Genomic DNA, 24,717 nt, shown 5'->3' with positions numbered 1-24,717 from the left:
CTGTCGCATCCGGCCCTCTGTCTCTTCTGTCTCAGCGCTTGTAGTTCGGCGCCTCGACCACGATCTGCACGTCGTGCGGGTGCGACTCCTTGAGCCCTGCCGCGGTGATGCGCACGAACTTGCCGCGCTGCTTGAGCTCTTCGATGGTGCGCGCACCGACGTAGAACATCGACTGGCGCAGTCCGCCGACGAGCTGGTAGGCGACGGCCCCGACAGGACCGCGATACGGCACCTGACCCTCGATGCCCTCGGGGATGAGCTTGTCGTCGCTCGGCACGTCGGCCTGGAAGTAGCGGTCCTTGGAATACGAGGTCTGCTTGCCGCGTGTCTGCATCGCTCCGAGCGAGCCCATTCCGCGGTACTGCTTGAACTGCTTGCCCGACTGGAACACGATCTCGCCCGGCGACTCGTCGGTGCCGGCGAGCAGCGAGCCGAGCATCACGGCGTCAGCACCGGCGACGAGGGCCTTGGCGATGTCGCCCGAGTACTGCAGTCCGCCGTCGGCGATCACGGGCACACCGGCGGGGCGTGCCGCGAGCGATGCCTCGTACACGGCGGTGACCTGGGGCACGCCGACGCCCGCGACGACACGCGTGGTGCAGATGGAGCCGGGTCCGACGCCGACCTTGACGGCGTCGACGCCCGCGTCGACGAGCGCCTGAGCGCCCTCGCGGGTCGCGACGTTTCCGCCGATCACATCGATGTGCGCGAAGCTCTCGTCGGCCTTGAGCCGCTTGACGAGGTCGATCACGCCCTGAGACTGGCCGTTGGCCGTGTCGACCACGAGAACGTCGACGCCGGCATCGCGCAGCGCCTCCGCGCGCTCCCAGGCGTCTCCGAAGAACCCGATGGCCGCGCCGACGCGCAGGCGACCCTGGTCGTCCTTCGTCGCCAGCGGGTACTTCTCGCTCTTGTCGAAGTCCTTGATGGTGATGAGGCCGGCGAGCCTGCCGTCGTCGTCGATGAGCGGCAGCTTCTCGACGCGGTGGTGCGCGAAGAGCGCGATGACCTCGCCCGCGGCCACGCCCACCGGTGCGGTGACGAGTCCCTCCGACGTCATGACGTCCTTCACGAAGGTGGTCTGACGCTCGAAACCCGACACGAACCGCATGTCGCGGTTGGTGATGATGCCGACGAGACGGCCGTCGGGGTCGACGACAGGAAGGCCCGAGATGCGGTACTTGGCGCAGAGCGCGTCGACCTCTTCGACGGTCGCATCCGGCGACGTCGTGATCGGGTCGGTGATCATGCCCGACTCGCTGCGCTTGACGCGGTCCACGTGCGCGGCCTGATCGGCGATCGAGAGGTTGCGGTGCAGGATGCCGATGCCGCCCTCTCGTGCCATCGCGATGGCCATCCGAGACTCGGTGACGGTGTCCATCGCGCTGGACAGCAGCGGTGTCGCGACCGAGATCCGGCGGGTGATCCGCGACGAGGTGTCGGCCTCGCTGGGGATGACGTCGGTGTGCCCCGGGAGGAGCAGCACGTCGTCGTACGTGAGTCCGACGAAGCCGAAGGGGTCGTGCTGGTCCATGGATTGTCCTCCTGCGGGCGCGATCTGGGGGCGAGGGTGTACCAATTCTAAGCGTCGGGACCCTGAGGAAATTCCCGGCCGTCGCGCGCTCCCGCGCAGCACGACACGCGGAGACGCTCCGGATTCGCAACTTCGTGATGGGATCGTTCTCACCGTGAGCAGATCGTGCCTTGGTTGAAACAGAGCCGACACATTACGCTCATACCGTCGTACATCAGGGCCGATGCACAACTCCGTCATGGCCTGTGTACTGGGCTGGAGGTTCTGTGCGTCCGACGATCTCGGCGAATCGAAGCGGAATGCGGTGGGTCATCATCCTGCTCGCGTCGCTCCTCGCCATCGCTTTCCTGTGGTTGCAGCCTCCTGCAGCGGCCTCCGCCGAAGAGACGGACGACGGGCAGGAGATCACCGACTTCTACTTCGCCGGCGTCATCACCTTCGACGACGACCCGGTCGAAGGCGTCGTCATGACGATCGAGGGCGGCGGCTTCGAGGGCGAGACCGAGACCGACGCAGAGGGCAAGTGGCGCCTGTACGTGCCCGAGAAGGACACCTACACGCTCACCGTCGACGAGGAGACGCTCCCCGACGGTGTGATCGTCGACGCGGCGCAGCTGCCGGAGGGCACTCAGCCCATCGCCGGCACGACGGCGTCGTTCGAGGTCGAGTTCGGTCTGACCGGCACCAAGATCCTCAACCTCTTCCTCGGCGAGGGCGAGAGGATGACGACGTCCTTCATCGATCAGCTCCTCTCGCGTCTCGTGGGCGGTCTGAACTTCGGTCTGCTGCTCGCACTCGCCTCGATGGGCGCCGCGCTCATCTACGGCACCACCCGGCTGTCGAACTTCGCGCACGCCGAGATGGTCACCTGGGGCGGCCTGGTCGCCCTCGTGACGACGAGCTTCTGGCATCTGCCGCTGTGGCTCGGGATCATCGCGGCTGTCATCGGCGGCGGCCTCTTCGGCTGGGCACTGGACGCCGGCATCTGGCGTCCGCTGCGAAGACGAGGGCTCGGGGTCGTGCAGCTGATGATCGTCAGCATCGGCCTGTCCCTCGCCCTGCGCTACGCCTTCCAGTACATGATCGGCGGCGGCACCCGCCAGCTTCCCGGTGCCAGCCCCGAGCCCTTCCGGTTCGGTCCGATCTCGCTGTCGTACATCGACCTGATCGGAATCGTCGTCAGCATCGTCGTGATCGTCGGGGTCGCGTTCTTCCTCACACGCACCCGCATCGGCAAGGCCACCAGGGCGATCTCCGACAACCCGCAGCTCGCGGCCGCGTCGGGCATCGACGTCGACAAGGTCGTTCGCTACGTCTGGATCCTCTCCGGCACCCTCGCGGCGATCTCCGGCATCCTCTGGGCGTACTTCCGCCCCGGTGTGAAGTGGGACATGGGCATGCAGATGCTGCTGCTCATCTTCGCCGCCATCACCCTCGGCGGCCTCGGCACCGCGTTCGGCGCGCTCGTCGGCTCCCTCATCGTCGGCATCGCGGTCGAGGTCTCCACCCTCTGGATCCCCTCGGATCTGAAGTATGCGAGCGCCCTGGTCGTGCTCATCGTGATCCTCCTCGTCAGACCGCAGGGCCTGCTGGGACGCAGGGAAAGGTTGGGCTGATCGCCATGGACTTCGGAAGCATCTTCTCGAACACAGCCGCTTATCTGTTCAGCCCCGTCACCCTGGCGTACGCTCTGGCGGCGACCGGTCTGGCCGTGCACTTCGGATACGCGGGACTCCTCAACTTCGGTATGGCCGCCTTCATGGCCATCGGCGGTTACGGCTACGCCATCTCGGTGCTGACCTTCGGTCTCCCCTGGTGGATCGGCATGCTGATCGGCCTGCTCGGCGGCGCGCTGTTCGCCGTCCTCCTCGGCATCCCGACGCTGCGGCTGCGAGCCGACTACCTCGCCATCGCGACGATCGCGGCCGGTGAGATCGTGCGGCTGCTCTTCACCACCCAGATCTTCGACGAGTACACCAACTCGGCCGACGGTCTCGCGCAGTTCAACGGCGGGTTCCGCGATGCCAACCCCTTCCCACCGGGCACCTACGGGTTCGGGCCGTGGACCTACAGCGCGAACGACCTGTGGAACCGCGTGTTCGGACTCCTCGTGCTGCTCGTCGCGATCCTGCTGGTCTGGTCGCTCATGCGCAGCCCGTGGGGGCGCGTGCTCAAGGGCATCCGTGAGGACGAGGACGCCGTGCGCTCGCTCGGCAAGAACGTCTTCGCCTACAAGATGCAGGCGCTCGTGGTCGGTGGTGTGATCGGCGCGGCCGGAGGGATCGTGTTCGTCCTCCCGTCGGCTGTGGTCCCCGGCAGCTACACGACCTCGCTCACGTTCTTCCTGTGGACCGCCCTGCTGCTCGGTGGAGCAGCCACGGTGTTCGGCCCGACGCTGGGCGCGATCCTCTTCTGGGTCGTGTTCGCGTTCATGGCCAACCTGCTGCCGTCCATGGCGAAGGCGGGAATCCTGCCGATGTCCGACAGCCAGGCCTCGACCCTGGTGTTCATCTTCGTCGGCATCGCCCTGATGCTGCTCGTGATCTTCCGACCTCAGGGCATCCTCGGAGACAAGAGGGAGATGACCTTTGTCAAATGAACTGACCCCCGACGAGAGCGCCGAGACGGCGCCCGCAACCGGGAGCATCCGACGCCCCAAGACCACCGGTCTCGCGAAGGGCCCCGCCGCCCCCGGCGTGCCGAAGGTCGATCCGATCCTCGTGGCAGACGCCGTGCAGCGACGCTTCGGCGGCCTGACCGCCGTCGACGTCGATCACGTCGAGATCCCGCGCGGCGCGATCACCGCGCTGATCGGTCCGAACGGCGCGGGCAAGACGACGCTGTTCAACCTGCTGTGCGGGTTCGACAAACCCAACGCCGGCACCTGGTCGTTCGACGGGGTGAGCCTCTCGGGCGTCCCCTCGTTCAAGGTGGCGCGCATGGGACAGGTGCGCACGTTCCAGCTGACCAAGTCGCTGTCGCTCCTCACGGTGCTCGAGAACATGAAGCTCGGGGCTCCGGGCCAGCGCGGCGAGGGCTTCTGGTCGAGCCTCTTCCCGTTCCTGTGGCGCAAGCAGGACCAGGAGATCGAGGGCAAGGCGCGCGAGCTGCTCGCCCGCTTCAAGCTCGATGCCAAGGAGAAGGACTTCGCCGCATCGCTCTCGGGCGGGCAGCGCAAGCTCCTCGAGATGGCCCGCGCTCTGATGAGCGACCCGACCCTGGTGATGCTCGACGAGCCGATGGCCGGTGTCAACCCGGCCCTCACGCAGTCGCTGCTCGACCACATCCTCGATCTCAAGGGCCTCGGGATGACCGTGCTGTTCGTCGAGCACGACATGCACATGGTCCGCCACATCGCGGACTGGGTCGTGGTCATGGCGGAGGGTCGCATCGTCGCCGAGGGACCCCCGGACGAGGTCATGGAAGACCCCGCGGTGGTCGACGCCTACCTCGGCGCGCACCAGGATCTCGATCTCGGTGCCGTCACCGGTCGCATCCCCGTGATCGAGAATGCCGCAGCCGCCAAGCTCCGCGAGCAGATCGAAGCAGAAGCCGAGGCGGAGCTCGAAGCGACGAGCACCCGCGATTCCGACCAGAAGGGCACCGCATGAGCGCCGCCACCCCCGCAGCGTCGTCGCCGTCACCCGACGACATCGTCGTCGAGCTCAAGGACGTGCACGCCGGATACCTCCCCGGAGTGAACATCCTCAACGGCGCGAACCTGGTCGCACGTCAAGGAGAGCTGATCGGCATCATCGGCCCCAACGGCGCGGGCAAGTCGACCCTGCTGAAGGCGATCTTCGGCATGGTCAACATCCGCGGCGGCGACGTCACCCTGAACGGGGACAGCATCGTCGGGTTGAAAGCAGACAAGCTCGTCAAACGCGGCGTCGCCTTCGTGCCGCAGACGAACAACGTCTTCCCCTCGCTCTCGATCGAGGAGAACCTGCAGATGGGGCTCTACCAGAACCCCAAGATCTACGCAGAGCGCCTCGAGTTCGTCACCGGCATCTTCGCCGAGCTCGGCAAGCGCCTCAAGCAGCGCGCGGGCTCGCTCTCGGGCGGTGAGCGCCAGATGGTGGCGATGTCGCGGGCGCTCATGATGGACCCGTCGGTGCTGCTGCTCGACGAGCCCTCCGCCGGCCTCTCCCCCGTGCGCCAGGACGACGCGTTCATCCGCGTCTCCGACATCAACAAGGCGGGAGTGACCACGATCATGGTCGAGCAGAACGCACGTCGCTGCCTGCAGATCTGCGACCGCGGCTACGTGCTCGACCAGGGCAAGGACGCGTACGAGGGCACAGGGCGCGACCTGCTGAACGATCCGAAGGTCGATGCCGCAGCATCCGCCCCTTCTCTCTGTCTGCGGCTCTGTCCGGGTCTCAGTCCGGGCCTGCGGGACGGGGGGGTCGGCCACGCTCGGTGGCCCCCGTGCCCTTCGCAGGTGCTCGGGACACGACGAAGGCCCCGGATGCTGAGTCCGGGGCCTTCGCTCGTGATCAGTTGGTGCGGGAGATCAGGTTCTCGGCGTCGTACACGTACGTGCCGATCGAGGCGCCCTGCGGGTCGCCGTTCTCGTCGAACGTGATCTCGCCCGAGTATCCGTCGTAGTCGGCCGTGCCGCCTCCGTTGATGATCTCGGCGCAGTCGGCGAAGCTGGTGCACTTCTCTCCGTCGCCGGTGCCACCCGAGACCTCAGCCATCTTCGCTGCGATGTCCGCGCCCTCGGTCGAGCCGGCCGCGAGCGACGCGAGCGAGACGAGCACGACGGCGTCGTACGCCTCAGCCGCGTAGGTGAAGTCGTTGACCTCGGGGTTGCCCTCGCCGGTCCAGTACGCCTGCAGACGGTCGGTGAAGTCATCCTCGAGTGCCGGGCCGGGCTTGGTGCCCTGTGCGCCCTCGAGCGAGAACGGGAAGTTCGTGTCGGGCGAAGAGCCGTAGTCCGACAGGTTTCCGTCGACGAGGTAGAACTTGTCCGGCGAGATGCCCGCGTTCACGAGCAGCGGAGCGATCGTCTTGAACTGGTCGAACGACACGATCGCGACGGCGTCGGGGTTCTGCGCCTTGATGGTCTCGACCTGTGCGTCGAACTGACCGTCACCGACGTTGTACGACGCGTCGGCCACGACCTCGCCACCCGCGTTCTCGAACGTCGACTTGATGTTCTCGAAGAGACCGGTGCCGTAGGCGTCGTTCTGGTAGATCACGCCGAGGGTCTTGTGCCCGTCTTCGGCGATCAGGTTGCCGAGCACCTCGCCCTGCAGCAGGTCGCTGGGAGCGGTGCGGAAGTAGAGTCCGTTGTCGTCCCAGTCCGTGAAGTCGGGGCCGGTGTTCGAGGCCGAGATCTGGAGGATGCCTGCGCTGACGTTGCCGTCGAGGATCAGACGCGAGACGCCGGACGCCGCGGCACCGACGATGGCCGTGACGCCTGCGCTCTGCAGCTTGCTGATCGACGTCTCGTAGGCCTTGGTGTCGGTGTCGCCCTCGTCTTCAGCCGTCAGGTTGATCGTGATACCTGCAGCAGCGTCGTTGACCTCCTTGACGGCGAGGCCGACGCCGGATTCCATGGGCGGGCCGAGGAACGACAGCGAACCGGTCTGCGGCAGCAGCGAGCCGAGCTCGAGCGTGAGGTCGGCCGTCGATCCGCCGCCTCCGCCGTCGGACGGCTCCTCGGAGGGCGTGCTGCTGCAGCCTGCGACGACGATCGCCGAGGCGCTCAGCAGCGCGACTCCTGCGAGAATCTTGGCGCTGCGCGAGCGCGTGAATGCGGTCATGATGCTCCCTTGCGTGACTGGCCGTGGATTGTGACCACGGTCGGGTGCTCTAACACTAGGACTGAAAGGCTTCGCGTAGGGGTCGCCGATGTTTCGGTGCGTTAACGATCCGACACCGAGTTCCGCAGGCGTGAACCGGGAGTTCAGACCAGTGCCGGCTGAGCGATCCGACGCCCTCGCCGCGCGGCGAGCAGCAGGTCGATCACGAACACCAGGATGGCGACCCAGACGATGATGAACCCCGCCCACCGCTCGGGAGGCATCGGTTCGCCGAGCACGACCGCGCCGATGATGAACTGCATGATCGGCGTGATGAACTGGATCATCCCGATGACGGTCAGGTTGATGCGTCGGGTGCCGGCGGCGAACAGCAGCAGCGGCACCGCCGTCGCCACTCCCGCGAAGGCGAGGAGCACCGCGTGCCAGACGCCGTGGGAGCCCATCGTGATCCCGTCGGGGGTGGCGGCGACGAGGATCAGCTGCACGACGGCGATCGGGATCAGCCAGAACGACTCGAGGGTGAGTCCGCTGACCGCGTCGACTGCGGGGCCGATCTTCTTCTTGATGAGTCCGTAGACCCCGAACGAGGCCGTCAGCGAGAGGGCGATCCACGGGAACTCGCCGTAGAAGAGGACGATCACGATCACCGCGACGGCGGCGATGCCGATCGCGGCCCACTGCAGCCTGCGGATGCGCTCCTTGAGCACGAACACCCCGAGGAGCACCGTCGTGATCGGGTTGATGAAATACCCGAGGCTCGTCTCGACGATGTTCTCCGAGAGCGTGCCGATGAGGAACACCTGCCAGTTGACGTAGATCAGGACGCCGGCGAGAGCAGTCCATGCCAGCAGCCTCCGCTGCCGGATGATCGCGCCGAACGCCGCCCAGCCGCGCATCACGGTGAGAAGCAGAAGACAGAAGACGAGCGACAGCAGCACCCGCCACGCGACGACCTCCCACGGCCCCGTGGGTGCGAGCAGAAGGAAGTAGAGGGGCAGCACGCCCCAGAGCAGATACGCACCCCCTGCGTACGCGACTCCCGCCGTCTGAGTGGCTCGGGAGGCGGCGTTCGTCGGGGTCACCGCACAACCCTATGCCCGTCGGTGAGCGGCATCGCACCCGAAGCCGTCGCCGACCGGACATTGGCAGGAATCGATGCAACGGTGGCGCCTCCCCCGCCGTTCAGCGGCCTCGCCGACCCCTGAGCACGACCGCGACGAGGAGGGCGGTCGAGAGCGCCATCGCCGCATTGAGTCCGATCGCCATCTGCAGCCCGGCGAGAAGACCCGCGCCGGCGAACGCCGCGACCACAGCCGCCATCACCGGCGTGCCCAGCGCGATGCCCACCTGCTGGCTCATCGTGACGAGACCGGTCGCCAGGCCCTGCTGTTCAGAGGGAACCGACCCCGTCGCGGTCACGACATAGCCGACGATGGCGACGAGATTCGCCACGCCACCGAGGAACGTCAGAACGAGGAGCGGAATCGCCCAGGCATGCCCGTCCGATGCGAAGGTGAGCGGCAACGTGGCGCCGGCCTGCACGATCAGCCCGACGACGATCGCGCGCGACGATCCGACCCTTCCGATGACGCGGGGCGCGAGAAGGCCACCGAGCACGGTGCCGACACCGAGCACTCCGAGCATCAGTCCGGCAGCGATCGGGGTGTACCCGAGGATCTCCTGCAGATAGATGGTCAGCAGGAAGACGAGTGACGTCTCAGTGGCGAAGGCGAGGAGACCGGCGAGGTTGCCCCAGGCGATCTCGGTTCTCCTCAGCAGCGAAGGTGCGACGAGCGGTTCGATCGCTCTCTTCTCGGCGAGCGCGAACAACACGAAGAACACCGCGGAGACCCCGAGCGGCATCCACGTGCCCGGTTCGCCCCAGCCGACGCGCCCCGCGGAGTCGATGCCGAAGACGAGTGCCACCAGAGCGGCTGTCACGGTGATCGCGCCGACGACATCGAGCCGAGCCCGTGCGACGCGACGCGGCTCGTGAAGGACGAACGCCCCTACGAGCAGGGCTGCAGCGGCCACCGCGACGTTGATGAAGAACGCCCAGCGCCACGAGACGCCTCCGGTGAGCAGCCCGCCGAGCACCGCTCCCGCCGTGAAGCCCGCCGCCATGAGCGCACCGTTGAGCCCGAGCGCCCGCGAACGCGCCCGCCCCTCGGGGAACATCGTGGTCATCAGCGCGAGAGCCGCAGGAGTGACCATCGCCGTCGCGACGCCCTGGCCGACGCGGGCGGCCAGGAGAACACCCGGTGTGATCGCGAGTCCGCCGACGACCGACGCCGCACCGAGCAGCGCGAGCCCGGCGATGAACAGTCGTTTGCGCCCGAGCAGATCGGCCACCCGCCCGAAGAACAGGGTGAACGACGCGGCGCACACCGCGAACGCGGTGACGATCCACTGGAGCGACGCGGTGTCGAACCCCAGTTCCCGCCCGATCGGAGGCAGCGCGACGTTGAGGATCGAGAAGTCGACGGCGAGAGTGAAGTTCGCCGTCAGAAGGACGCCCATGGCGAGCGCCTGCGACGGGGTGAAGCGATCGGTCGCCGGCGGCGCCGTGGCGGGGAGAGTCGAGTCGGTATGAGTCACGCTGCTCAGACTCCGCCCCGCGGCGCGGGGCAACCAGTCCCCTCTCGTGACTAGCACCGCCAGGGACAGGCGGCGCGTGCGGCGGTCGTGGAGAATGGCTCCATGGATCCGCACCCCGCGTTCACCAGGCCGACCGCCTCAGAACGGCCGGTGACCGAGCTCGGCGAGTTCCTGCGCTCCCGACGGGATCGCGTCACCCCCGACGACGTCGGGGTTGCCAGCTTCGGCCGGCGCAGGGTTCCGGGCCTCCGTCGCGAAGAGCTCGCACGACTCGCCGGGGTCTCGGTCACCTACCTGACCCGCTTGGAGCAGGGCCAGTCGCAGAACGCATCCGACGCGGTCATCGACAGTCTCGCCCGCGCGCTCCAGCTCGATGCCGACGAGCATACGCATCTCCGAGCGCTCGCACGCCCGCGATCAGCCGCTCCCCGCCGTCCCCGAAAGACCGAGCAGCCGCATCGAGGCGCCTCGCAACTGCTGCACGCCATGGGAGTTCCTGCTGTGCTGCTGGGCCGTTTCAACGACATCCTCGACTGGAACAGCGCCGGCCACCTTCTGATGGCGGGCCACATCGAGGTCGATGCGCCGTCTCGGCCGGCCGGGCGCCCCAATCACCTCCGGATGCTGTTCCTCGATCCGCACACACGAGACCTGTACGCCGACTGGAACGAAGAGGCCGCGGTGGCCGTGGCATCGCTGCGCTACGTCGCCGCACGATTCGTCGACGACCGACAGCTCGCCGAACTCATCGGCGAGCTCAGCCTGAGCAGTCCCGACTTCGCGAAGCTCTGGGCCGGACACATGGTCAAGCTCTGCACGAGCGGCAGCAAGCGCTTCCGCCATCCTGTCGTCGGCGAACTCACGCTCGGCTACGAGGTCCTTCACTTACCCGAGGGAGATGGCCAGCGGATCCTCGCATACAGTGCGGCTCCGGGCAGCGCTGCCGCGGCGGCCGTCGATCTGCTCCAGTCGCGCTGAATCCGGCCGCGGTCGTCTGACACGGTCCGGACACGCAGGAAGGCCCGGATGCGTGATGCATCCGGGCCTTCCGAAGACGTTGTCTCAGCGGACGACGACTGCGAGCACGTCGCGAGCCGACAGGACGAGGTACTCGTCTGCGCCGAACTTCACCTCGGTGCCGCCGTACTTGCTGTAGAGAACACGGTCGCCCACGGCGACGTCGAGCGGAACGCGGTTGCCGTTGTCATCGATGCGGCCGGGGCCCACGGCCACGACCTCGCCCTCCTGGGGCTTCTCCTTGGCGGTGTCGGGGATGACCAGGCCACTCGCGGTGGTCTGCTCTGCCTCGACCTGCTTGATGACGATGCGATCCTCGAGCGGCTTGATGGAAACCGACACGGTCTACCTCTTCTTTCTTGACGCTGACAGGAAGACTTTTCGCACTCTCAACCCGAGAGTGCTAATTCAGTCTAGGCGCTCCGCTGGCACTCACGCAATGCGAGTGCCAATCGGACGAACTGGCCGCCGCCTAAGCTGGAGGCGTGGAGATCTCCGAGCTGCGCGCCCTGCTCACCCCCGAAGGCCTGAAGGCGCTGGACGAGCTCGGCCCCGTCGATGAGATCGCCGACGTCGCTCGGATCGTGTCTCGGCTGCGCGCCGCAGGGCACTCCCCCGAGCTGGTCTCCGCCGTGGTGGGGCAGGCACGTCTCCGCGCCAAGGCGAGGGGCAAGTTCGGCGACTTCGCGGCGCGGATGCTGTTCACCCGCGCCGGGCTCGAGCAGGCCACCCGGCTGAACGTCGCCGCACGGCACGCGCAGCGGCTGCGGCGGCTCGGCATCACCCGTGTCGCCGATCTGGGCTGCGGCATCGGCGGAGACGCCCTCGCGTTCGCGGGCGCCGGACTCGACGTGATCGCCGTGGATGCCGACGAGGTGACCGCAGCGATCGCCGCCTACAACCTGGCGCCCTTCGGAGACAGCGCGGTCGTGACGCACGGCACCGCCGAGGCCCACGTGCCCGCCGACGGCGACGAGACTCAGGCGATCTGGATGGACCCGGCCCGCCGCACCGGGGGTCACAGCGAGACGCGGCGGGTGTCGTCCGATGACTACTCTCCCCCGCTCGACTGGGCATTCGACGTGGCCTCCCGCACCTCGACCGGCATCAAGCTCGGGCCCGGCCACGACCGGGACTCGCTCCCCGTCGACGCCGAGGCGCAGTGGGTGAGCGCAGAGGGCAGCGTCGTCGAGCTGGTGCTGTGGACGAGAGCGCTCGCTCGCGACGGCATCCGCCGGTCCGCTCTCGTGATCCGCGGCGAGCGCTCGCACGAGCTCACCGCAGGAGCAGATGCGGAGGATGAGCCCGTGCGTGAGCTCGGCGCCTTCCTCCACGAGCCGGACGGCGCGGTGATCCGTGCGCGCCTGATCGGCGACGTCGCGCGCAGTCTCGACGCGGGGATGCTCGATGAGCGCATCGCGTACCTCACCTCCGACACGGCGCTCACGAGTCCGTTCGTGCAGTCGTTCCGGGTGCGTGAGACGATGCCTGCCAATCCCAAGGCGATCAGCGCCGTCCTCAAGGCGAACGATGTCGGGTCTCTCGAGATCAAGAAGCGCGGTATGGACATCGACCCCGCCGCCTTCCGCAAGAAGCTGACGCTGCGGGGCGATCAGGCGGCGACGCTGATCCTCACCCGCATCGGCGATCAGCGCCGCGCGATCCTCGCCGATCGGGTGCCTGCCGCCGAATAGCGCCAGGCGAGGCCGCCCTAGCCCTCGGAGTCGTCGGACGGGATCTCGACCTGGATCGGATCCTGCTTCTCGCCGCCGAGCTCGAGCGTCTCCCCCGGCTCCACCGTCTGCTCGGCGGCTACTGCTGCGTTGTCGCCGGAGACGACGAGGTATGGCGTACCGCTCGGCGTGTAGGCGAGGCGCACGCTCCACTCCGCGGCGACGGTCCCCGTCTCGTCGACGGTGACCCCTCGGGTCTCGATGCCGTCGCCGGAGAACTGCTGGTCGCCCGACACGCGGCATTCGACGCTCTCGACGGCGTCGATTATCAGACAGTCCTGGATGTCGTCGCTCTCGAGGCGCTGTGCACGCCAGACAGGGGCATCGCGGAAGTAGCCGACGACCGAGAACGAGTACTCCTCGAAGCCCTCCTCGATCAGCTGCTCGGCCCGTTCCCGCTCGTCCCCTTGGAACTGCGACAGCCAGGAGTTCTGGTCCGAGCGCCAGCGCTGGATGATCCCGACGACCTCGCCGTTCATCGCCCGCGCGGCGGATGCCCAGATCTCCTCCGGACTCTCCTCGCCCTCGCCGGGTGCGGTGACACTCGCACTGATGCCGATGCCGTTCCCGTTGTCGAGATCCGCAGCCGGCTGACACTGATCCGCCGACTTGCCTGCCGCGTCGAGCGTGATGCAGATCGTCTCGCCGTCTTCCTTGGTGGCGTACCAGACGAGGGCGTCCTCGTCCCGTCCGATCGCGCGCAGGCTGCCGGGATCGAACCCGCCCTCCGCCTGCAGCTCGGCGCGACGCTGCTGCTGCTCGGAGGTCAGCGCCACGGCGTCACCGGTGTGCCCGAAGACCGCCCATCCGACGCCGAGACCGATCACGAGCATCGCGGCGGATGCGGCGACAGCGGCCTTCCAGTGCTGTCGGATCGCTGTGCGAAGTCCGCCGGCCTCGCGAGGCTGCTGCCGGCCGGCTTCCTCATCGGCGGGGCTCCCGCTCGGTGGGCCGGAGACGGGCGGCTCGGCATGCGGGAGCGGAGCATCCTCTGCTCGACGCGGGGCGTCGACCGCGTCGGCGCCCGGGCCGGCCGCAGCTGCGGCGAGGACCGTCGCGTCCGGTTCGACGCGCATGGACTCGAGTTCGCGCAGCCTGGCCGCTTCGACCTCGGTCAGGCCGCCGTCGCGACCATAGGCCTTGCCCTGCAGGGCGCGCAGCTCGGCAGACTCACTCTCCTGCAGCATCGTCGCTCTCCCAGCCCCTCGTCACGGTGAGGTACTGCTGACCGTAGCCGAACTGGTACTCATAGCGGGTCGTCTCGCCGTCGTCTGCGACGTCGAGCACGAGCGTCCGGTCCGCATCCGCGAGCATCAGGCTGTCGTCGCACACCATCGGAGGGTCAGGCATGGACCCGTCATAGACGAGACAGTATCGCTGGGTGGAGGTGTCGATCCCGGTCCAGATCGGCACCTCGTCGTCATAGCCGACGACGAGGATCGTGCGGCGATCCAATCCGGTCTGCGCGGCGAGCGTCGTCGCGGCTTCCGCCTCCGCCTCGCTGGCGAACATCGACGTCGACTGCGACGACGTGATGTAGCTGCGGGTGATGACCGCGGGCTCGCCATCCTGCGTGAGGTACATCTGCGCCTGGATGTCGTAGGTCTGGGCCTCGCTCACGGGCTTCGCGAGCGTCGCGTCCACACCCTGGATCGTCGCCTGCTCCCGCGTCGTGCACGCGGGAGCCGTCGCGTCCTCGTGGCCGAGCACGAGGCACACGTCCGCGCTCTCGTTCTTCGTCGCGAACCAGATCACGACGCCCTCCTCCTGGGCGACGGCTCGCACGGAACCCGGGTCGAAGTCGCCCGACGCGACGATCGCGCTCTGCCACTCCCCCTGCTGCGCACTGAGCTGCATCGGGGCAGGACCACGATCGGCGAAGATCAGCCAGCCGAGCACGAGGCCCACCACGATGAAGGCTGCGGTGATCGCGACGGCAAGACGCCAGTGCCGTCGCAGCGCGGCGAGGGCGGAGTCGCCGTGGGGCGCCCCGGTGGTGCGGTCCTCAGACACCGCGGCCCCGGCTCCCTCGACGACGGTCGACGCGGCGGGCTCGATGTGTGCGGGCTCGATGTGTGGGGGTGCAGGCGCAGCCGGCTCCGGTTCTCTCGGTGCGGGCGGCTCCGTCCGGCGGAGCTTGCCGGCCTCGAGTTCGCGCAGCCGCGCGGCCTCGACCTCATTCAGCGCACCGGCTCGACCGTAGGCCCGCGCCTGGAGAGCCCTCAGCTCGACGGATTCATCCGCGTCGAGCATCCGCTATCCGAGTCTCTCGAACTGCATCCCGGCCCAGACGAGCCAGCCGAGGCTGTAGACGGTCGCGCACAGACCGAGCACGAGCGCCCAGCGTGCGATGGCGCGGCTCTCGACCGGTCGGCGCAGCGACATGATCGACGCGATCACGGCGACGATGGCTATCGGTATGCCCCAGCCGACGAAGAAGGACGAGACCAGGGCCACGATGGCGGCCATCAGAGCCCAGGGCGCGAGGCGGGTGTCGTCGACGACGGACGCGTCGGTCGACGGCGCCCAGTCGGTGCCGCGCCCGATGTCGTCTGCCACGGGCCCGCTGACGACCACCGGTTCGACTCCGACCGGTCCTGTCGGCAGCTTCGTGTATCCCTCGCGGCGGGACCCCGGTATCCGCGCCGAACCGGACGGATGCTCGACCTCGCCGCTGGGGCGCTCGATCCTGGTCGGAGGCAGCACGGCATCGGACCCTGGTTCTGCGCCCACGGGATCGGGCGTGCGTGGCGCGTCGCTCATCACATCACCGCGACGCGCTCGTCGACCTGGATCTCGGTGACCGGAAGAGTGGAGTCGGCTCCGAACGCGAGCGTCGACGGGCGTCGGCCCGACGAGATCAGCTCCGCAGCGAGAGCCGCGATCATCGCCCCGTTGTCGGTGCAGAGCGACAGCGGCGGGATGCGCACGGTCACGCCCGCCTTCTCGGCCCTCGCGAGCGCGACCTCGCGGAGTCGTCGGTTGGCGATGACCCCGCCGCCCAGAAGCAGGCGCGGCACGCCGAGGTCTGCGCACGCGGCGAGCGCCTTCGTCACGAGCACGTCGACGACCGCCTCGCGGAAGCTCGCGGCGACGTCGGCGACCGGCACAGGCACACCGTCGGCCTCGCAGCGTTCGACCCAGCGTGCGACGGCCGTCTTGAGCCCGGAGAACGAGAAGTCGTAGCGGTGCTTCGCCAGGTCGGATGCGCGAGACAGACCCCGCGGGAACCGGATCGCTTCGGGGTCTCCGTCGAGTGCCGCTCGGTCGATCTCGGGGCCACCGGGGTACGGCAGCGACAGAAGTCGGGCGACCTTGTCGAACGCCTCCCCCGCAGCGTCGTCCATGGTCTCGCCCAGCATCTCGACGTCGGTCGTGAGGTCGCGCACGTGCAGCAGCGACGTGTGCCCACCCGACACGAGCAGCGCGATCGTCGGGTACTCGAGAGGCTCGGAGTCGGGCGTGAGGATGTCGGCGGCGATGTGGCCCACCAGGTGATTGACCGCATACAGCGGCTTGTCGAGCGAGACGGCGAGGCCCTTCGCGGCGCCGACGCCGACCATGAGCGCCCCTGCGAGGCCCGGCCCGCTGGTCACGGCGACCGCATCGAGGTCGTCGAGTCGCACCCCGGCCTCCGCCAACGCGGCGTCGATCGACGGCTGCAGGGCTTCGAGGTGGGCTCGGGCGGCGACCTCGGGCACGACGCCGCCGTAGCGGGCGTGCTCGTCCATGCTCGACGCGATCGTGTTCGACAGCAGCGTGCGTCCGCGGACGATGCCGATGCCCGTCTCGTCGCAGCTCGTCTCGATACCCAGCACCAGCGGCTCGGTCATGCGGTGGCCTCCTTCGCGGCATCCTCGGCAGGCTCGTCACGATGCGCCGAACGCGGATGCTGCAGCACGAGGCGCATCACGATCGCGTCGACGTCATCGGGCTGGTAATAGCGAGGGCGGCGGCCGATCTCCTCGAACCCCTCGGAGAGGTAGAGGCCCTCGGCGCCCGGATTGTCGGCGCGCACCTCGAGAAAGACCTCTCGGGCTCCGCGTTCGGCTGCGGCGTCGAGAAGCGAGCGCAGCAGCGCGCGCCCGCGACCGGCGCCACGGTGCTCGGCGTCGAAGGCGATGGTCTGGATGTCGGCATCACTCGACCCGTGCAGCGCGCGGACTCCGCCGTAGCCGATGATGACGCCGTCGTGCTCGTCGACCAGATAGAGGCCGTGCGGGCTGGCGAGCTCCAGCGCCATGGCCTGGGAGCTCCACGCGTCGGTCGGGAACGAGCGATGCTCTATCGCCATGATGGCGTCGAGGTCGTCGGGCGTCGCTGCACGCAGAGTCATCGCCCCACCTTCTTCGGCGCTCCGGGCACGGTGACATCGGGCTGTCGCAGATACAGCGGCTCGGCCCCCGCGAGCGTGCGCCCCGCCGCCACCGCGCGGGCGCCCACGCGGGCGAGGTCGACAGCCGACAGCGTCTCGACATCGATGCGACGGATGCCACCGAGATGCTCGTCCGCATCGACCCGCGCGACCAGCACCGTGTCGGCGACCATGTTCGGGATGCCGTCGGCATCCGTCCCCTCGAACACGGTGACGGCCACCTCTCGCCGGCGGGCGTCCGTGACGATGGCGAACGGGCCGGTCACGGCGTCTCGATCGATCGCGGTGAGCGCCGCGGCGAAGTGGCTCGGCACGGGAACGACCGGGATGCCGCGGCCCATCGCGAACGTGCGCGCGGTCGCGATGCCGATGCGGAGTCCGGTGAAGGGGCCAGGGCCCATGCCCGCCACCACGTGGTCGATCGATCCGCTCCCGGTCTCGCCGAGAGCTCGCACGAGCAGCTCGCCGATGACCTCCGCGTGACCGAGAGGGTCGGCGGCCGAGGCGTCGGACAGACGGGTGCCGTCGTCGTCGATGAGGGCGACGGCGGTGCCCAGGGAGGTGTCGACGGCGAGGATCACCTCTCCAGGGTAGTCGCCGTTCAGCCGGTGATCGCTGAGCGCCCTGCGCGCGTGATCGTCACGTGCCGCGGGGCATCCGCGTCGAGCTCGGAGGGGTCGAGATCGTCGTCGCCGCCGACCGGGCGCTCGAACTCGATGTCCCACCAGGTCTCGGCCAGGTCCTCAGCCATACCGCGTCCCCACTCGACCACGACCACCGATCGTGCGAGGTCGAGGTCGAGGTCGTCGAGCTCGGCGCCTGAGCCGAGGCGGTAGGCATCCACATGCACCAGGGGGGCCCGTCCGACGAGCGAGGGATGCGTGCGTGCGATCACGAACGTGGGGCTCTGCACCGGCCCTCGCACTCCGAGTCCTTCCGCAAGCCCTCGAGTGAACGTCGTCTTCCCGGCCCCGAGGGGACCGGTGAGGATCAGCAGATCTCCGGCTTCGAGCTGCTCGCCGATGCGGAAGCCGAGCTGCTCCATGGCATCGGATGTCTCGATCTCGATGTGCCCGAGGAGGGCCGGGTCGACGCTCATGCCGACCGCCGGGGCACGCGCGGGCCGATGCGCGTGACGATCTCGTAGTCGATGGTCGACGCGGCGTTGGCCCACTCGGCTGCGGAGGGAACCCCGAGGGTCGGGTCGCCGAACAGCACGACCTCGTCTCCGATCGACACCGGGGAATCGCCGACGTCGACGACGAACTGGTCCATGGCGACCCGGCCGACGTTGGTGAACCGACGACCGCCGATCGACACCGGCAGACGTCCGGAGGCGTGGCGAGGCACCCCGTCGGCGTAGCCGAGCGGCACGAGCACCAACGTCGTGTCGTGCGGGGCGCGGTGGTCGTATCCGTACGACACCCCTGCGCCGGCGGGCACGCGGCGCACAGCGGCGATCGCGCCTCGCAGGGTCATCGCAGGACGAAGCCCCAGCTCGGCCGACGAGCGGTCCTCGAAGGGCGAGAGGCCGTAGATGCCGATGCCGATGCGCACCGCATCCAGTCGCATCTCCGGCAGGTCGATCGCGGCCGCGGTCGCCGCGATGTGCCGGATCTCGGGGTGGATGCCGAACGAGGCCGCCGCGGCGACCGCCTCCTCGAACTTCGCCAGGGCCTCGCGGTCGTCCTGAGGCGAGGTGTTCGAGAGGTGACTGAAGAGCCCGATGATGCGCAGCCGTCCGATGCGCTCGAGACGCGCGGCCTCGGCGAGCACGCGCCGCCAGTCGGCCGGTGCGATGCCGTTGCGCGAGAGCCCCGTCTCGAACTTCAGGTGCACGCCGACCGGACGATCGACCGACGCGACGGCACCGGCAGCCTCGAGCTGGTCGAACGACGAGATGCCCACCTCGACGTCATGAGCTGCCGCCTGATCGAACCGCTCGCCCGGAGCGTGCAGCCACGCGACGATCGGGGCCGTGATGCCCTGGCGGCGGAGCTCGAGAGCCTCGGGGATCTCGGCGACACCGAGACGGGTCGCGCCGCCGGCGAGGGCCGCGACGGCTACGGCCGCGGCGCCGTGACCGTAGGCGTTCGCCTTGACGACCGCGATGACCTGCACGCCGGTGAGACGGCGGAAGTGGCGGACGTTGTCGCTGATGGCATCGAGCTCGATGCGTGCCTCGCGGAACGGAACGGTCACAGGGGCTCTCCTTCGGCGACGACGAACGCGGCGGCGAGTCCTGCGTCATGGGTGAGGGTCAGATGGAGTCGGGTGATCCCACGCTCGGCGACGACGTCGGCGGTCGAGCCCGACAGCACGAAGTGCGGGCGGCCCGATGCCTCGGAGGCAATCTCGATCTCGATCCAGTGCACCCCGTCAGAGCCGCCCAGGGTCTTGATCAGGGCCTCCTTGGCGGCATACCTCGCTGCCAGGGACGGAAGGCGCAGCGCCCGCTCCCCCGGCGCGAACAGCCGCTCCAGCAGCCGCGGCGTGCGCTCCATCGTGCGCTCGAACCGCGGGATGTCCACGAGGTCGATGCCGGTCCCGATGATCACCCGTTCAGCCTAGTCGCGGCATCCGCTTCGTTCGGCTCCTGCCCCGCCCCGACCCCCGAGACGGGGTCTACTCGACGGTGACGGACTTGGCGAGGTTGCGCGGCTGGTCGACGTCGAGGCCCTTGGCCGTGGCGAGGGCCATGGCGAAGATCTGCAGCGGGACGACAGCGAGCAGCGGCTCGAACATCGCTCCGGCGAGCGGAATCCGGATGACCTCGTCGGCGAACGGCAGGACCGCCGCATCGCCTTCTTCGGCGACCACGATCACGCGCGCTCCGCGAGCACGGATCTCCTGGATGTTCGAGACGACCTTGGAGTGGACCACGGCCGAGTGGCGCGGAGACGGCACCAGGACGAAGACCGGCTGCCCTGGTTCGATCAGGGCGATCGGACCGTGCTTGAGCTCTCCGGCGGCGAAGCCCTCGGCATGGATGTACGAGATCTCCTTGAGCTTGAGCGCACCCTCGAGCGCGATCGGGAAGCCGACGTGGCGACCGAGGAACAGGACGGAGCGGGTGTCGGCCATCCAGCCGGCGAGCTGCGTGACGTGCTCCTGCTCGCTCTCGAGGACCTTGGCGATCTTCTCGGGGAGGGCTGTGAGCTCCGCGACGTCGACGGATGCGTCCTGCACCGATCCGCGCACGCGCCCCATGTGCAGACCGAGCAGCAGCAGAGCGGTGATCTGCGCCGAGAACGCCTTGGTCGACGCGACCGCGACCTCTGGACCCGCATGCGTGTAGACCACGGCATCGGACTCTCGCGGGATGGTCGCTCCCTGGGTGTTGCAGATCGACAGGGTGCGCGCTCCTCGCTCTCGCGCGTACTTGACGGCCATCAGCGTGTCCATGGTCTCGCCGGACTGGCTGATCGAGATGACGAGCGTGTCATCGCCGATCACCGGGTCGCGGTAGCGGAACTCGTGCGCCAGCTCGACATCGACGGGGATCCGCGCCCACTGCTCGATCGCGTACTTGCCGACGAGCGCCGAGTACGCGGCCGTGCCGCACGCGGTGATGATGATGCGGTTGATGCCGATGAACAGCTCGTCGAGGCCGTCGAGCTCGGGGATGACGACCTGATCTCCCCGGATGCGACCGCGGATCGTGTTGGCGACCGCCTCGGGCTGCTCGGCGACCTCCTTGGCCATGAAGCTGGACCATCCGCCCTTCTCCGCGGCGGCGGCGTCCCAGGAGACGTCGAACGGCTCGGCCTGGACCGGCGTGCCGGCGAAGTCGGTGACCGTGACGGCATCCGGCGTGATCGAGACGATCTGATCCTGCCCGATGGCGAGCGCCTTGCGCGTGTGCTCGATGAATGCGGCGACGTCGGAGCCGAGGAAGTTCTCGCCCTCGCCGAGGCCGATCACGAGCGGCGAGTTGCGTCGCGCGCCGACGACGAGTCCGGGGTGGTCCTGGTGCATCGCGAGCAGGGTGAACGCACCCTCGAGGCGGTTGACCACGGCGCGGAACGCACCCTGCAGGTCGCCGCCGTTGGTGCGGTACTCACGACCGAGCAGCGCTGCTGCGACCTCGGTGTCGGTCTCGCTGCGGAACGCCACGCCGTCGGCGAGCAGCTCGTCACGCAGCGAGGCGAAGTTCTCGATGATGCCGTTGTGGATCACGGCGAGCTTGTCGTCATCGGCGAGGTGCGGGTGCGCGTTCTCGTCGGTGGGGCCGCCGTGGGTGGCCCAGCGGGTGTGCCCGATGCCCGTGTTGCCGTCTGCGAGGGCGGCATCCTTCAGCGAGTCGCGCAGCATCGCGAGCTTTCCCGCCTTCTTGCGCATGCCGAGCGAGCCCTCGCCGTCGATGACCGCGACGCCTGCGGAGTCATAGCCCCGGTACTCGAGACGGGCGAGCCCTGCGAGCAGGATGTCCTGGCTGGGGCGCGGGCCCACGTATCCGACGATTCCACACATGTGGTCAAGAGTAAGGCGGGACTTTTGCGAAGGTTCCGAACGAAACCTCGAGCCTGCTCAGAGCTTGCGGAGAAGCACGCTCTCGACGCTGTGATCGACGCCCTTGTTGAGCACGAGACGCGCTCGGTGCTTGGTCGGCATCACGTTCTCGACCAGGTTCGGCATGTTGATCTCGTTCCAGTAGCCGAGTGCGGTCGTGATCGCCTCCTCGTCGGTGAGGTGCGCGAAGACGTTGAAGTACGACGAAGGATTCGAGAAGGCTCCCTGGCGCAGGGCGAGGAAGCGATCGACGTACCACTTCTCGATGTGCGAGGTGTCGGCGTCGACGAAGATCGAGAAGTCGAAGAGATCGCTGACGGCCACATCGTTCGGTGCGGGCGGCGGCTGCAGGACGTTCAACCCTTCGACGATCACGACGTCAGGACGCCGGACCACCACGTGCGCATCGGGGACGATGTCGTAGCGCATGTGCGAGTAGAACGGCGCCCGCACCTCTGCGGCCCCGCTCTTCACCTCGGTGAGGAATTCGAGCAGCGCTCGCCGGTCGTAGGACTCGGGGAACCCCTTGCGGTCCATCAGACCTCGGCGCTCGAGCTCGGCGTTCGAGTGCAGGAACCCGTCCGTCGTGACGAGCTCGACGCGCGGGGTGCCCGGCCACCGACTCATCAGCTCACGCAGCAGACGAGCGATGGTCGACTTGCCGACCGCGACGGAGCCCGCGACTCCCACCACGAACGGGGTCGTCGAATCGTCCTCCTGCAGGAACGAGCTCGTCGCGGCTCCCAGGCGCTTCGTGGCCGTCGCGTAGAGGCTGAGCAGCCGACTCAGGGGTAGATAGACCTCGCGCACCTCGGCGAGGTCCAGGCGGTCTCCGATGCCGCGGAGCTCGACGACCTCGGTCTCGGTGAGCGGCTGATCGAGACCCGCCGCCAATCGCGCCCATTCGTCGCGTCCGATCTCGCGATACGGAGACAGAGGCAGCGTGGGGTCGGCGGTGGTCACGGATACATCGTAACGGCGCACGAGTAGTCTCTATCCGTGCGCCTCGGAGTCCTCGACATCGGTTCCAACACCGTCCACATGCTCGCCGCCGATGTTCGCCCCGGGGGTCGGCCTCTGGCGACGACCAGCGATCGCACCGTCCTGCGGCTGATGCGGTACCTCACAGACGACGGTGCGATCTCCGAGGAGGGCGTACGAGCACTCGAGGCGGCTGTGGTTCGGGCGCGAGAGGTCGCGGAGGCCGAGCGGGTCGACGAGCTGCTCGCCACCGCGACGAGCGCGGTGCGCGACGCCCGGAACGGGGCCGACGTGATCGCCCGCATCGAGGCTGCCCTCGGCCAGCCGTTGCAGGTGCTCGACGGAGAGACCGAGGCCCAGCTCACCTTCCTCGCCGTGCGGCGCTGGTTCGGCTGGTCGGCCGGACAGCTGCTGCTCCTCGACATCGGCGGCGGATCGCTCGAGGTCGCGGCGGGCGGGGATGAGCTGCCGGATGCCGCGGCATCCGTCCCCCTCGGAGCCGGCCGGATGACAGTGCAGTTCCTCCCGCATGATCCGCCGGGTGAAGACGACGTCGAGCGTCTTCGGGAGCACGCGACCGCGACGCTCGCCGAAGTGCTCCCCCAGTTCGCCGCGCTGCCTCGCCCCGATCACGTCGTCGGCTCGTCGAAGGCGATCCGATCGCTCGCCAGACTCGCGGGCTACCCGGTGCCGGGGTGGTCGGGAATCCAGCGCATGGTGCTCCCGCGGGCGTCGCTGGGATCATGGATCCCGCGGCTGGCCCGTCTGCCCGCGTCCGCACGCGGCTGACCTGTGGTCGATGCCGCGCGGCGCGCTCGACGGTTCAGAGGGAGAGTCGCTCCCGCACGACGGCGACCAGCCGGTCGGCGTACGCCTGAGCGGATTCGGCATCCGCCGCCTCGACCATGACCCTGACGAGGGCCTCGGTTCCGGACTTGCGGAGCAGCACGCGACCGGTCTCGCCGAGTTCGGCTGCGACCTCGCGCACGGCCGCCTGCACGACGGCGTCGGACTCGAGCGCGTCCTTGTCGACATCGCGCACGTTGATGAGCACCTGCGGGTACACGGTCATCACGCTCGCGAGTTCGGCGATCGTCTTGTTCTGACGTGCCATCTCGGCAACCAGGTGCAGCCCGGTGAGCAGGCCGTCGCCCGTCGTGGCGAACTCGCTCATGATGACGTGGCCCGACTGCTCGCCTCCGAGGGCGTAGCCGCCACGGTCCATGTCCTCGAGGACATAGCGGTCGCCGACCGCGGTCTGGCGCACGGTGATGCCGTGCTCGCGCATGGCGACGTGCAGGCCGAGGTTGCTCATCACCGTGGCGACGAGCGTGTCATCGGTCAGGTGACCGCGCTGCTTCATCGACACCGCGAGGATGGCCATGATCTGGTCGCCGTCGATGACGTTGCCCTGCGCATCGACAGCCAGGCACCGATCGGCATCGCCGTCGTGGGCGATCCCGATGTCGGCCCCGAGCCGCACGACGGCCTCGGCGAGCTGGTCGAGGTGGGTCGACCCGACGCCGTCGTTGATGTTCAAGCCGTCGGGGTCAGCACCGATCACGGTGACATCGGCACCCGCATCGCGGAAGGTCTCGGGAGACACCCCTGATGCGGCGCCGTGGGCGCAGTCGAGCACGACCTTGATGCCGTTCAGCCGGTTCGGCAGCGAGCCGAGCAGGTGCACGACGTAGCGGTCTTCGGCGTCGGAGAATCGATCGATCCTGCCCACGCCCGCACCGGTGGGGCGCAGCTTCTCGCCCGCCATCGCCTCTTCGATGCGCTGCTCGACGACGTCGGGCAGCTTCACACCGCCGCGGGCGAAGATCTTGATCCCGTTGTCGGGTGCCGCGTTGTGCGAGGCGGAGATCATCACACCGAAATCGGCGTCACGGTCGGCGACGAGGAACGCGAGCGCAGGAGTCGGAATGACACCGGCCTCGAGCACGTCGACGCCGGAGGAGGCGAGCCCTGCGGCGACCGCCGCCGTGAGGAAGTGACCGGAGACACGAGGGTCACGGGCCACCACTGCGGTGAGTCGCTTGCCTTCGGCTTTGCGGGCCTCCGCAGTACGGCCCTGGCCCAGGACGACAGCAGTCGCCTGGGCCAGGGTGAGCGCGAGGTCGGCGGTGAGGATGCCATTGGCGAGTCCTCGCACACCGTCCGTGCCAAAGATCGGCATCGGAGCGGTTG

Annotated in this window: 23 protein-coding genes and 1 pseudogene; 7 read left to right on the top strand and 17 right to left on the bottom strand. The window is 68.6% G+C overall.

The window, feature by feature from the left end:
- Nucleotides 1–31: 31 nt before the first annotated feature.
- Nucleotides 32–1,534, bottom strand: coding sequence for an IMP dehydrogenase (gene guaB, locus AC04ME_RS05660; RefSeq protein ID WP_056375811.1), 1,503 nt, complete (start codon nt 1,532–1,534; stop codon nt 32–34).
- 299 nt (nt 1,535–1,833) lie between these two features.
- Here guaB and AC04ME_RS05655 point away from each other — a divergent pair, with 299 nt between their 5' ends.
- The 4 genes and pseudogenes from AC04ME_RS05655 to AC04ME_RS05640 form a co-directional block, all read left to right on the top strand.
- The gene (locus AC04ME_RS05655; protein WP_042539449.1) at nt 1,834–3,150 is read left to right on the top strand and encodes a branched-chain amino acid ABC transporter permease; all 1,317 of its coding nucleotides are present in this window, start codon (nt 1,834–1,836) and stop codon (nt 3,148–3,150) included.
- A gap of 5 nt (nt 3,151–3,155) precedes the next feature.
- On the top strand, nt 3,156–4,133 hold the full coding sequence (locus AC04ME_RS05650; RefSeq protein ID WP_042539192.1) for a branched-chain amino acid ABC transporter permease: 978 nt from the start codon (nt 3,156–3,158) through the stop codon (nt 4,131–4,133).
- Nucleotides 4,134–4,179: 46 nt separating this feature from the next.
- Entirely contained in the window at nt 4,180–5,145 is a 966-nt protein-coding gene (locus tag AC04ME_RS05645) for an ABC transporter ATP-binding protein (RefSeq protein WP_042539447.1), read from the top strand.
- Nucleotides 5,142–5,867 (top strand): annotated as a pseudogene (locus tag AC04ME_RS05640) (ABC transporter ATP-binding protein); the annotation flags it as partial. The gene AC04ME_RS05645 and the pseudogene AC04ME_RS05640, both read left to right, overlap by 4 nt.
- 166 nt (nt 5,868–6,033) lie before the next feature.
- Here AC04ME_RS05640 and AC04ME_RS05635 read toward each other — a convergent pair.
- The 3 genes from AC04ME_RS05635 to AC04ME_RS05625 form a co-directional block, all read right to left on the bottom strand.
- Nucleotides 6,034–7,308 (bottom strand): ABC transporter substrate-binding protein, encoded by a 1,275-nt coding sequence (locus AC04ME_RS05635; protein WP_042539188.1) that lies wholly within the window; start codon nt 7,306–7,308, stop codon nt 6,034–6,036.
- Nucleotides 7,309–7,451: 143 nt separating this feature from the next.
- Complete coding sequence (gene rarD, locus AC04ME_RS05630; protein WP_475433947.1) at nt 7,452–8,390, bottom strand: EamA family transporter RarD; 939 nt, start codon at nt 8,388–8,390, stop codon at nt 7,452–7,454.
- A gap of 100 nt (nt 8,391–8,490) precedes the next feature.
- Nucleotides 8,491–9,906, bottom strand: coding sequence for an MFS transporter (locus AC04ME_RS05625; RefSeq protein WP_475433945.1), 1,416 nt, complete (start codon nt 9,904–9,906; stop codon nt 8,491–8,493).
- A 102-nt stretch (nt 9,907–10,008) separates the two neighbouring features.
- Here AC04ME_RS05625 and AC04ME_RS05620 point away from each other — a divergent pair, with 102 nt between their 5' ends.
- Entirely contained in the window at nt 10,009–10,884 is an 876-nt protein-coding gene (locus AC04ME_RS05620; RefSeq protein WP_475433943.1) for a helix-turn-helix transcriptional regulator, read from the top strand.
- Nucleotides 10,885–10,968: 84 nt separating this feature from the next.
- Here the strand turns inward: AC04ME_RS05620 and groES are convergent, their stop codons facing one another.
- Nucleotides 10,969–11,265: a co-chaperone GroES gene (gene groES, locus AC04ME_RS05615; protein ID WP_039394204.1), complete on the bottom strand. Its 297-nt coding sequence runs from the start codon at nt 11,263–11,265 to the stop codon at nt 10,969–10,971.
- A 143-nt stretch (nt 11,266–11,408) separates the two neighbouring features.
- Between groES and AC04ME_RS05610 the strand changes: the two genes are divergently transcribed.
- A complete protein-coding gene (locus tag AC04ME_RS05610) occupies nt 11,409–12,617 on the top strand; it encodes a class I SAM-dependent methyltransferase (RefSeq protein ID WP_475433941.1) in 1,209 nt (402 codons plus the stop codon).
- A gap of 17 nt (nt 12,618–12,634) precedes the next feature.
- Here the strand turns inward: AC04ME_RS05610 and AC04ME_RS05605 are convergent, their stop codons facing one another.
- From AC04ME_RS05605 to coaA, 11 genes are all read right to left on the bottom strand, one after another.
- Nucleotides 12,635–13,843, bottom strand: coding sequence for a hypothetical protein (locus AC04ME_RS05605; RefSeq protein ID WP_042539181.1), 1,209 nt, complete (start codon nt 13,841–13,843; stop codon nt 12,635–12,637).
- Nucleotides 13,827–14,909 carry a hypothetical protein gene (locus tag AC04ME_RS05600; protein ID WP_475433938.1) on the bottom strand — a complete coding sequence of 361 codons (1,083 nt, stop codon included), beginning with the start codon at nt 14,907–14,909 and terminating at the stop codon, nt 13,827–13,829. The genes AC04ME_RS05605 and AC04ME_RS05600 overlap by 17 nt, the downstream gene beginning before the upstream one ends.
- 3 nt (nt 14,910–14,912) lie before the next feature.
- Complete coding sequence (locus tag AC04ME_RS05595) at nt 14,913–15,419, bottom strand: hypothetical protein (protein WP_052492897.1); 507 nt, start codon at nt 15,417–15,419, stop codon at nt 14,913–14,915.
- Nucleotides 15,419–16,489, bottom strand: a complete 1,071-nt coding sequence (gene tsaD, locus AC04ME_RS05590; protein ID WP_309686483.1) for a tRNA (adenosine(37)-N6)-threonylcarbamoyltransferase complex transferase subunit TsaD — start codon at nt 16,487–16,489, stop codon at nt 15,419–15,421. Before tsaD ends, AC04ME_RS05595 begins: the two co-directional genes overlap by 1 nt.
- Nucleotides 16,486–16,992, bottom strand: coding sequence for a ribosomal protein S18-alanine N-acetyltransferase (gene rimI / locus AC04ME_RS05585; RefSeq protein WP_042539176.1), 507 nt, complete (start codon nt 16,990–16,992; stop codon nt 16,486–16,488). The genes tsaD and rimI overlap by 4 nt, the downstream gene beginning before the upstream one ends.
- Nucleotides 16,989–17,612: a tRNA (adenosine(37)-N6)-threonylcarbamoyltransferase complex dimerization subunit type 1 TsaB gene (gene tsaB / locus AC04ME_RS05580; protein ID WP_042539174.1), complete on the bottom strand. Its 624-nt coding sequence runs from the start codon at nt 17,610–17,612 to the stop codon at nt 16,989–16,991. The genes rimI and tsaB overlap by 4 nt, the downstream gene beginning before the upstream one ends.
- Before the next feature lie 20 nt (nt 17,613–17,632).
- Nucleotides 17,633–18,130, bottom strand: a complete 498-nt coding sequence (gene tsaE / locus AC04ME_RS05575; protein ID WP_042539172.1) for a tRNA (adenosine(37)-N6)-threonylcarbamoyltransferase complex ATPase subunit type 1 TsaE — start codon at nt 18,128–18,130, stop codon at nt 17,633–17,635.
- Complete coding sequence (alr, locus tag AC04ME_RS05570; protein WP_042539170.1) at nt 18,127–19,233, bottom strand: alanine racemase; 1,107 nt, start codon at nt 19,231–19,233, stop codon at nt 18,127–18,129. Before alr ends, tsaE begins: the two co-directional genes overlap by 4 nt.
- On the bottom strand, nt 19,230–19,589 hold the full coding sequence (locus AC04ME_RS05565) for a holo-ACP synthase (RefSeq protein ID WP_042539168.1): 360 nt from the start codon (nt 19,587–19,589) through the stop codon (nt 19,230–19,232). Before AC04ME_RS05565 ends, alr begins: the two co-directional genes overlap by 4 nt.
- 67 nt (nt 19,590–19,656) lie before the next feature.
- Entirely contained in the window at nt 19,657–21,504 is a 1,848-nt protein-coding gene (gene glmS, locus AC04ME_RS05560; RefSeq protein ID WP_042539166.1) for a glutamine--fructose-6-phosphate transaminase (isomerizing), read from the bottom strand.
- Between the two features lie 57 nt (nt 21,505–21,561).
- The gene (coaA, locus tag AC04ME_RS05555) at nt 21,562–22,506 is read right to left on the bottom strand and encodes a type I pantothenate kinase (RefSeq protein WP_042539164.1); all 945 of its coding nucleotides are present in this window, start codon (nt 22,504–22,506) and stop codon (nt 21,562–21,564) included.
- Nucleotides 22,507–22,542: 36 nt separating this feature from the next.
- On the opposite strand from coaA, the gene AC04ME_RS05550 reads away from it, so the two are divergent.
- Nucleotides 22,543–23,313 (top strand): Ppx/GppA phosphatase family protein, encoded by a 771-nt coding sequence (locus AC04ME_RS05550; protein WP_475433933.1) that lies wholly within the window; start codon nt 22,543–22,545, stop codon nt 23,311–23,313.
- Nucleotides 23,314–23,347: 34 nt separating this feature from the next.
- Here the strand turns inward: AC04ME_RS05550 and glmM are convergent, their stop codons facing one another.
- A complete protein-coding gene (gene glmM, locus AC04ME_RS05545; protein WP_056375796.1) occupies nt 23,348–24,706 on the bottom strand; it encodes a phosphoglucosamine mutase in 1,359 nt (452 codons plus the stop codon).
- Nucleotides 24,707–24,717: the final 11 nt, after the last annotated feature.

It is taken from the genome of Microbacterium sp. LjRoot205 (assembly GCF_056175745.1).
The sequence above is the reverse complement of the archived record's forward strand: the minus strand, read 5'-3'. Positions and strand labels throughout refer to the sequence as shown.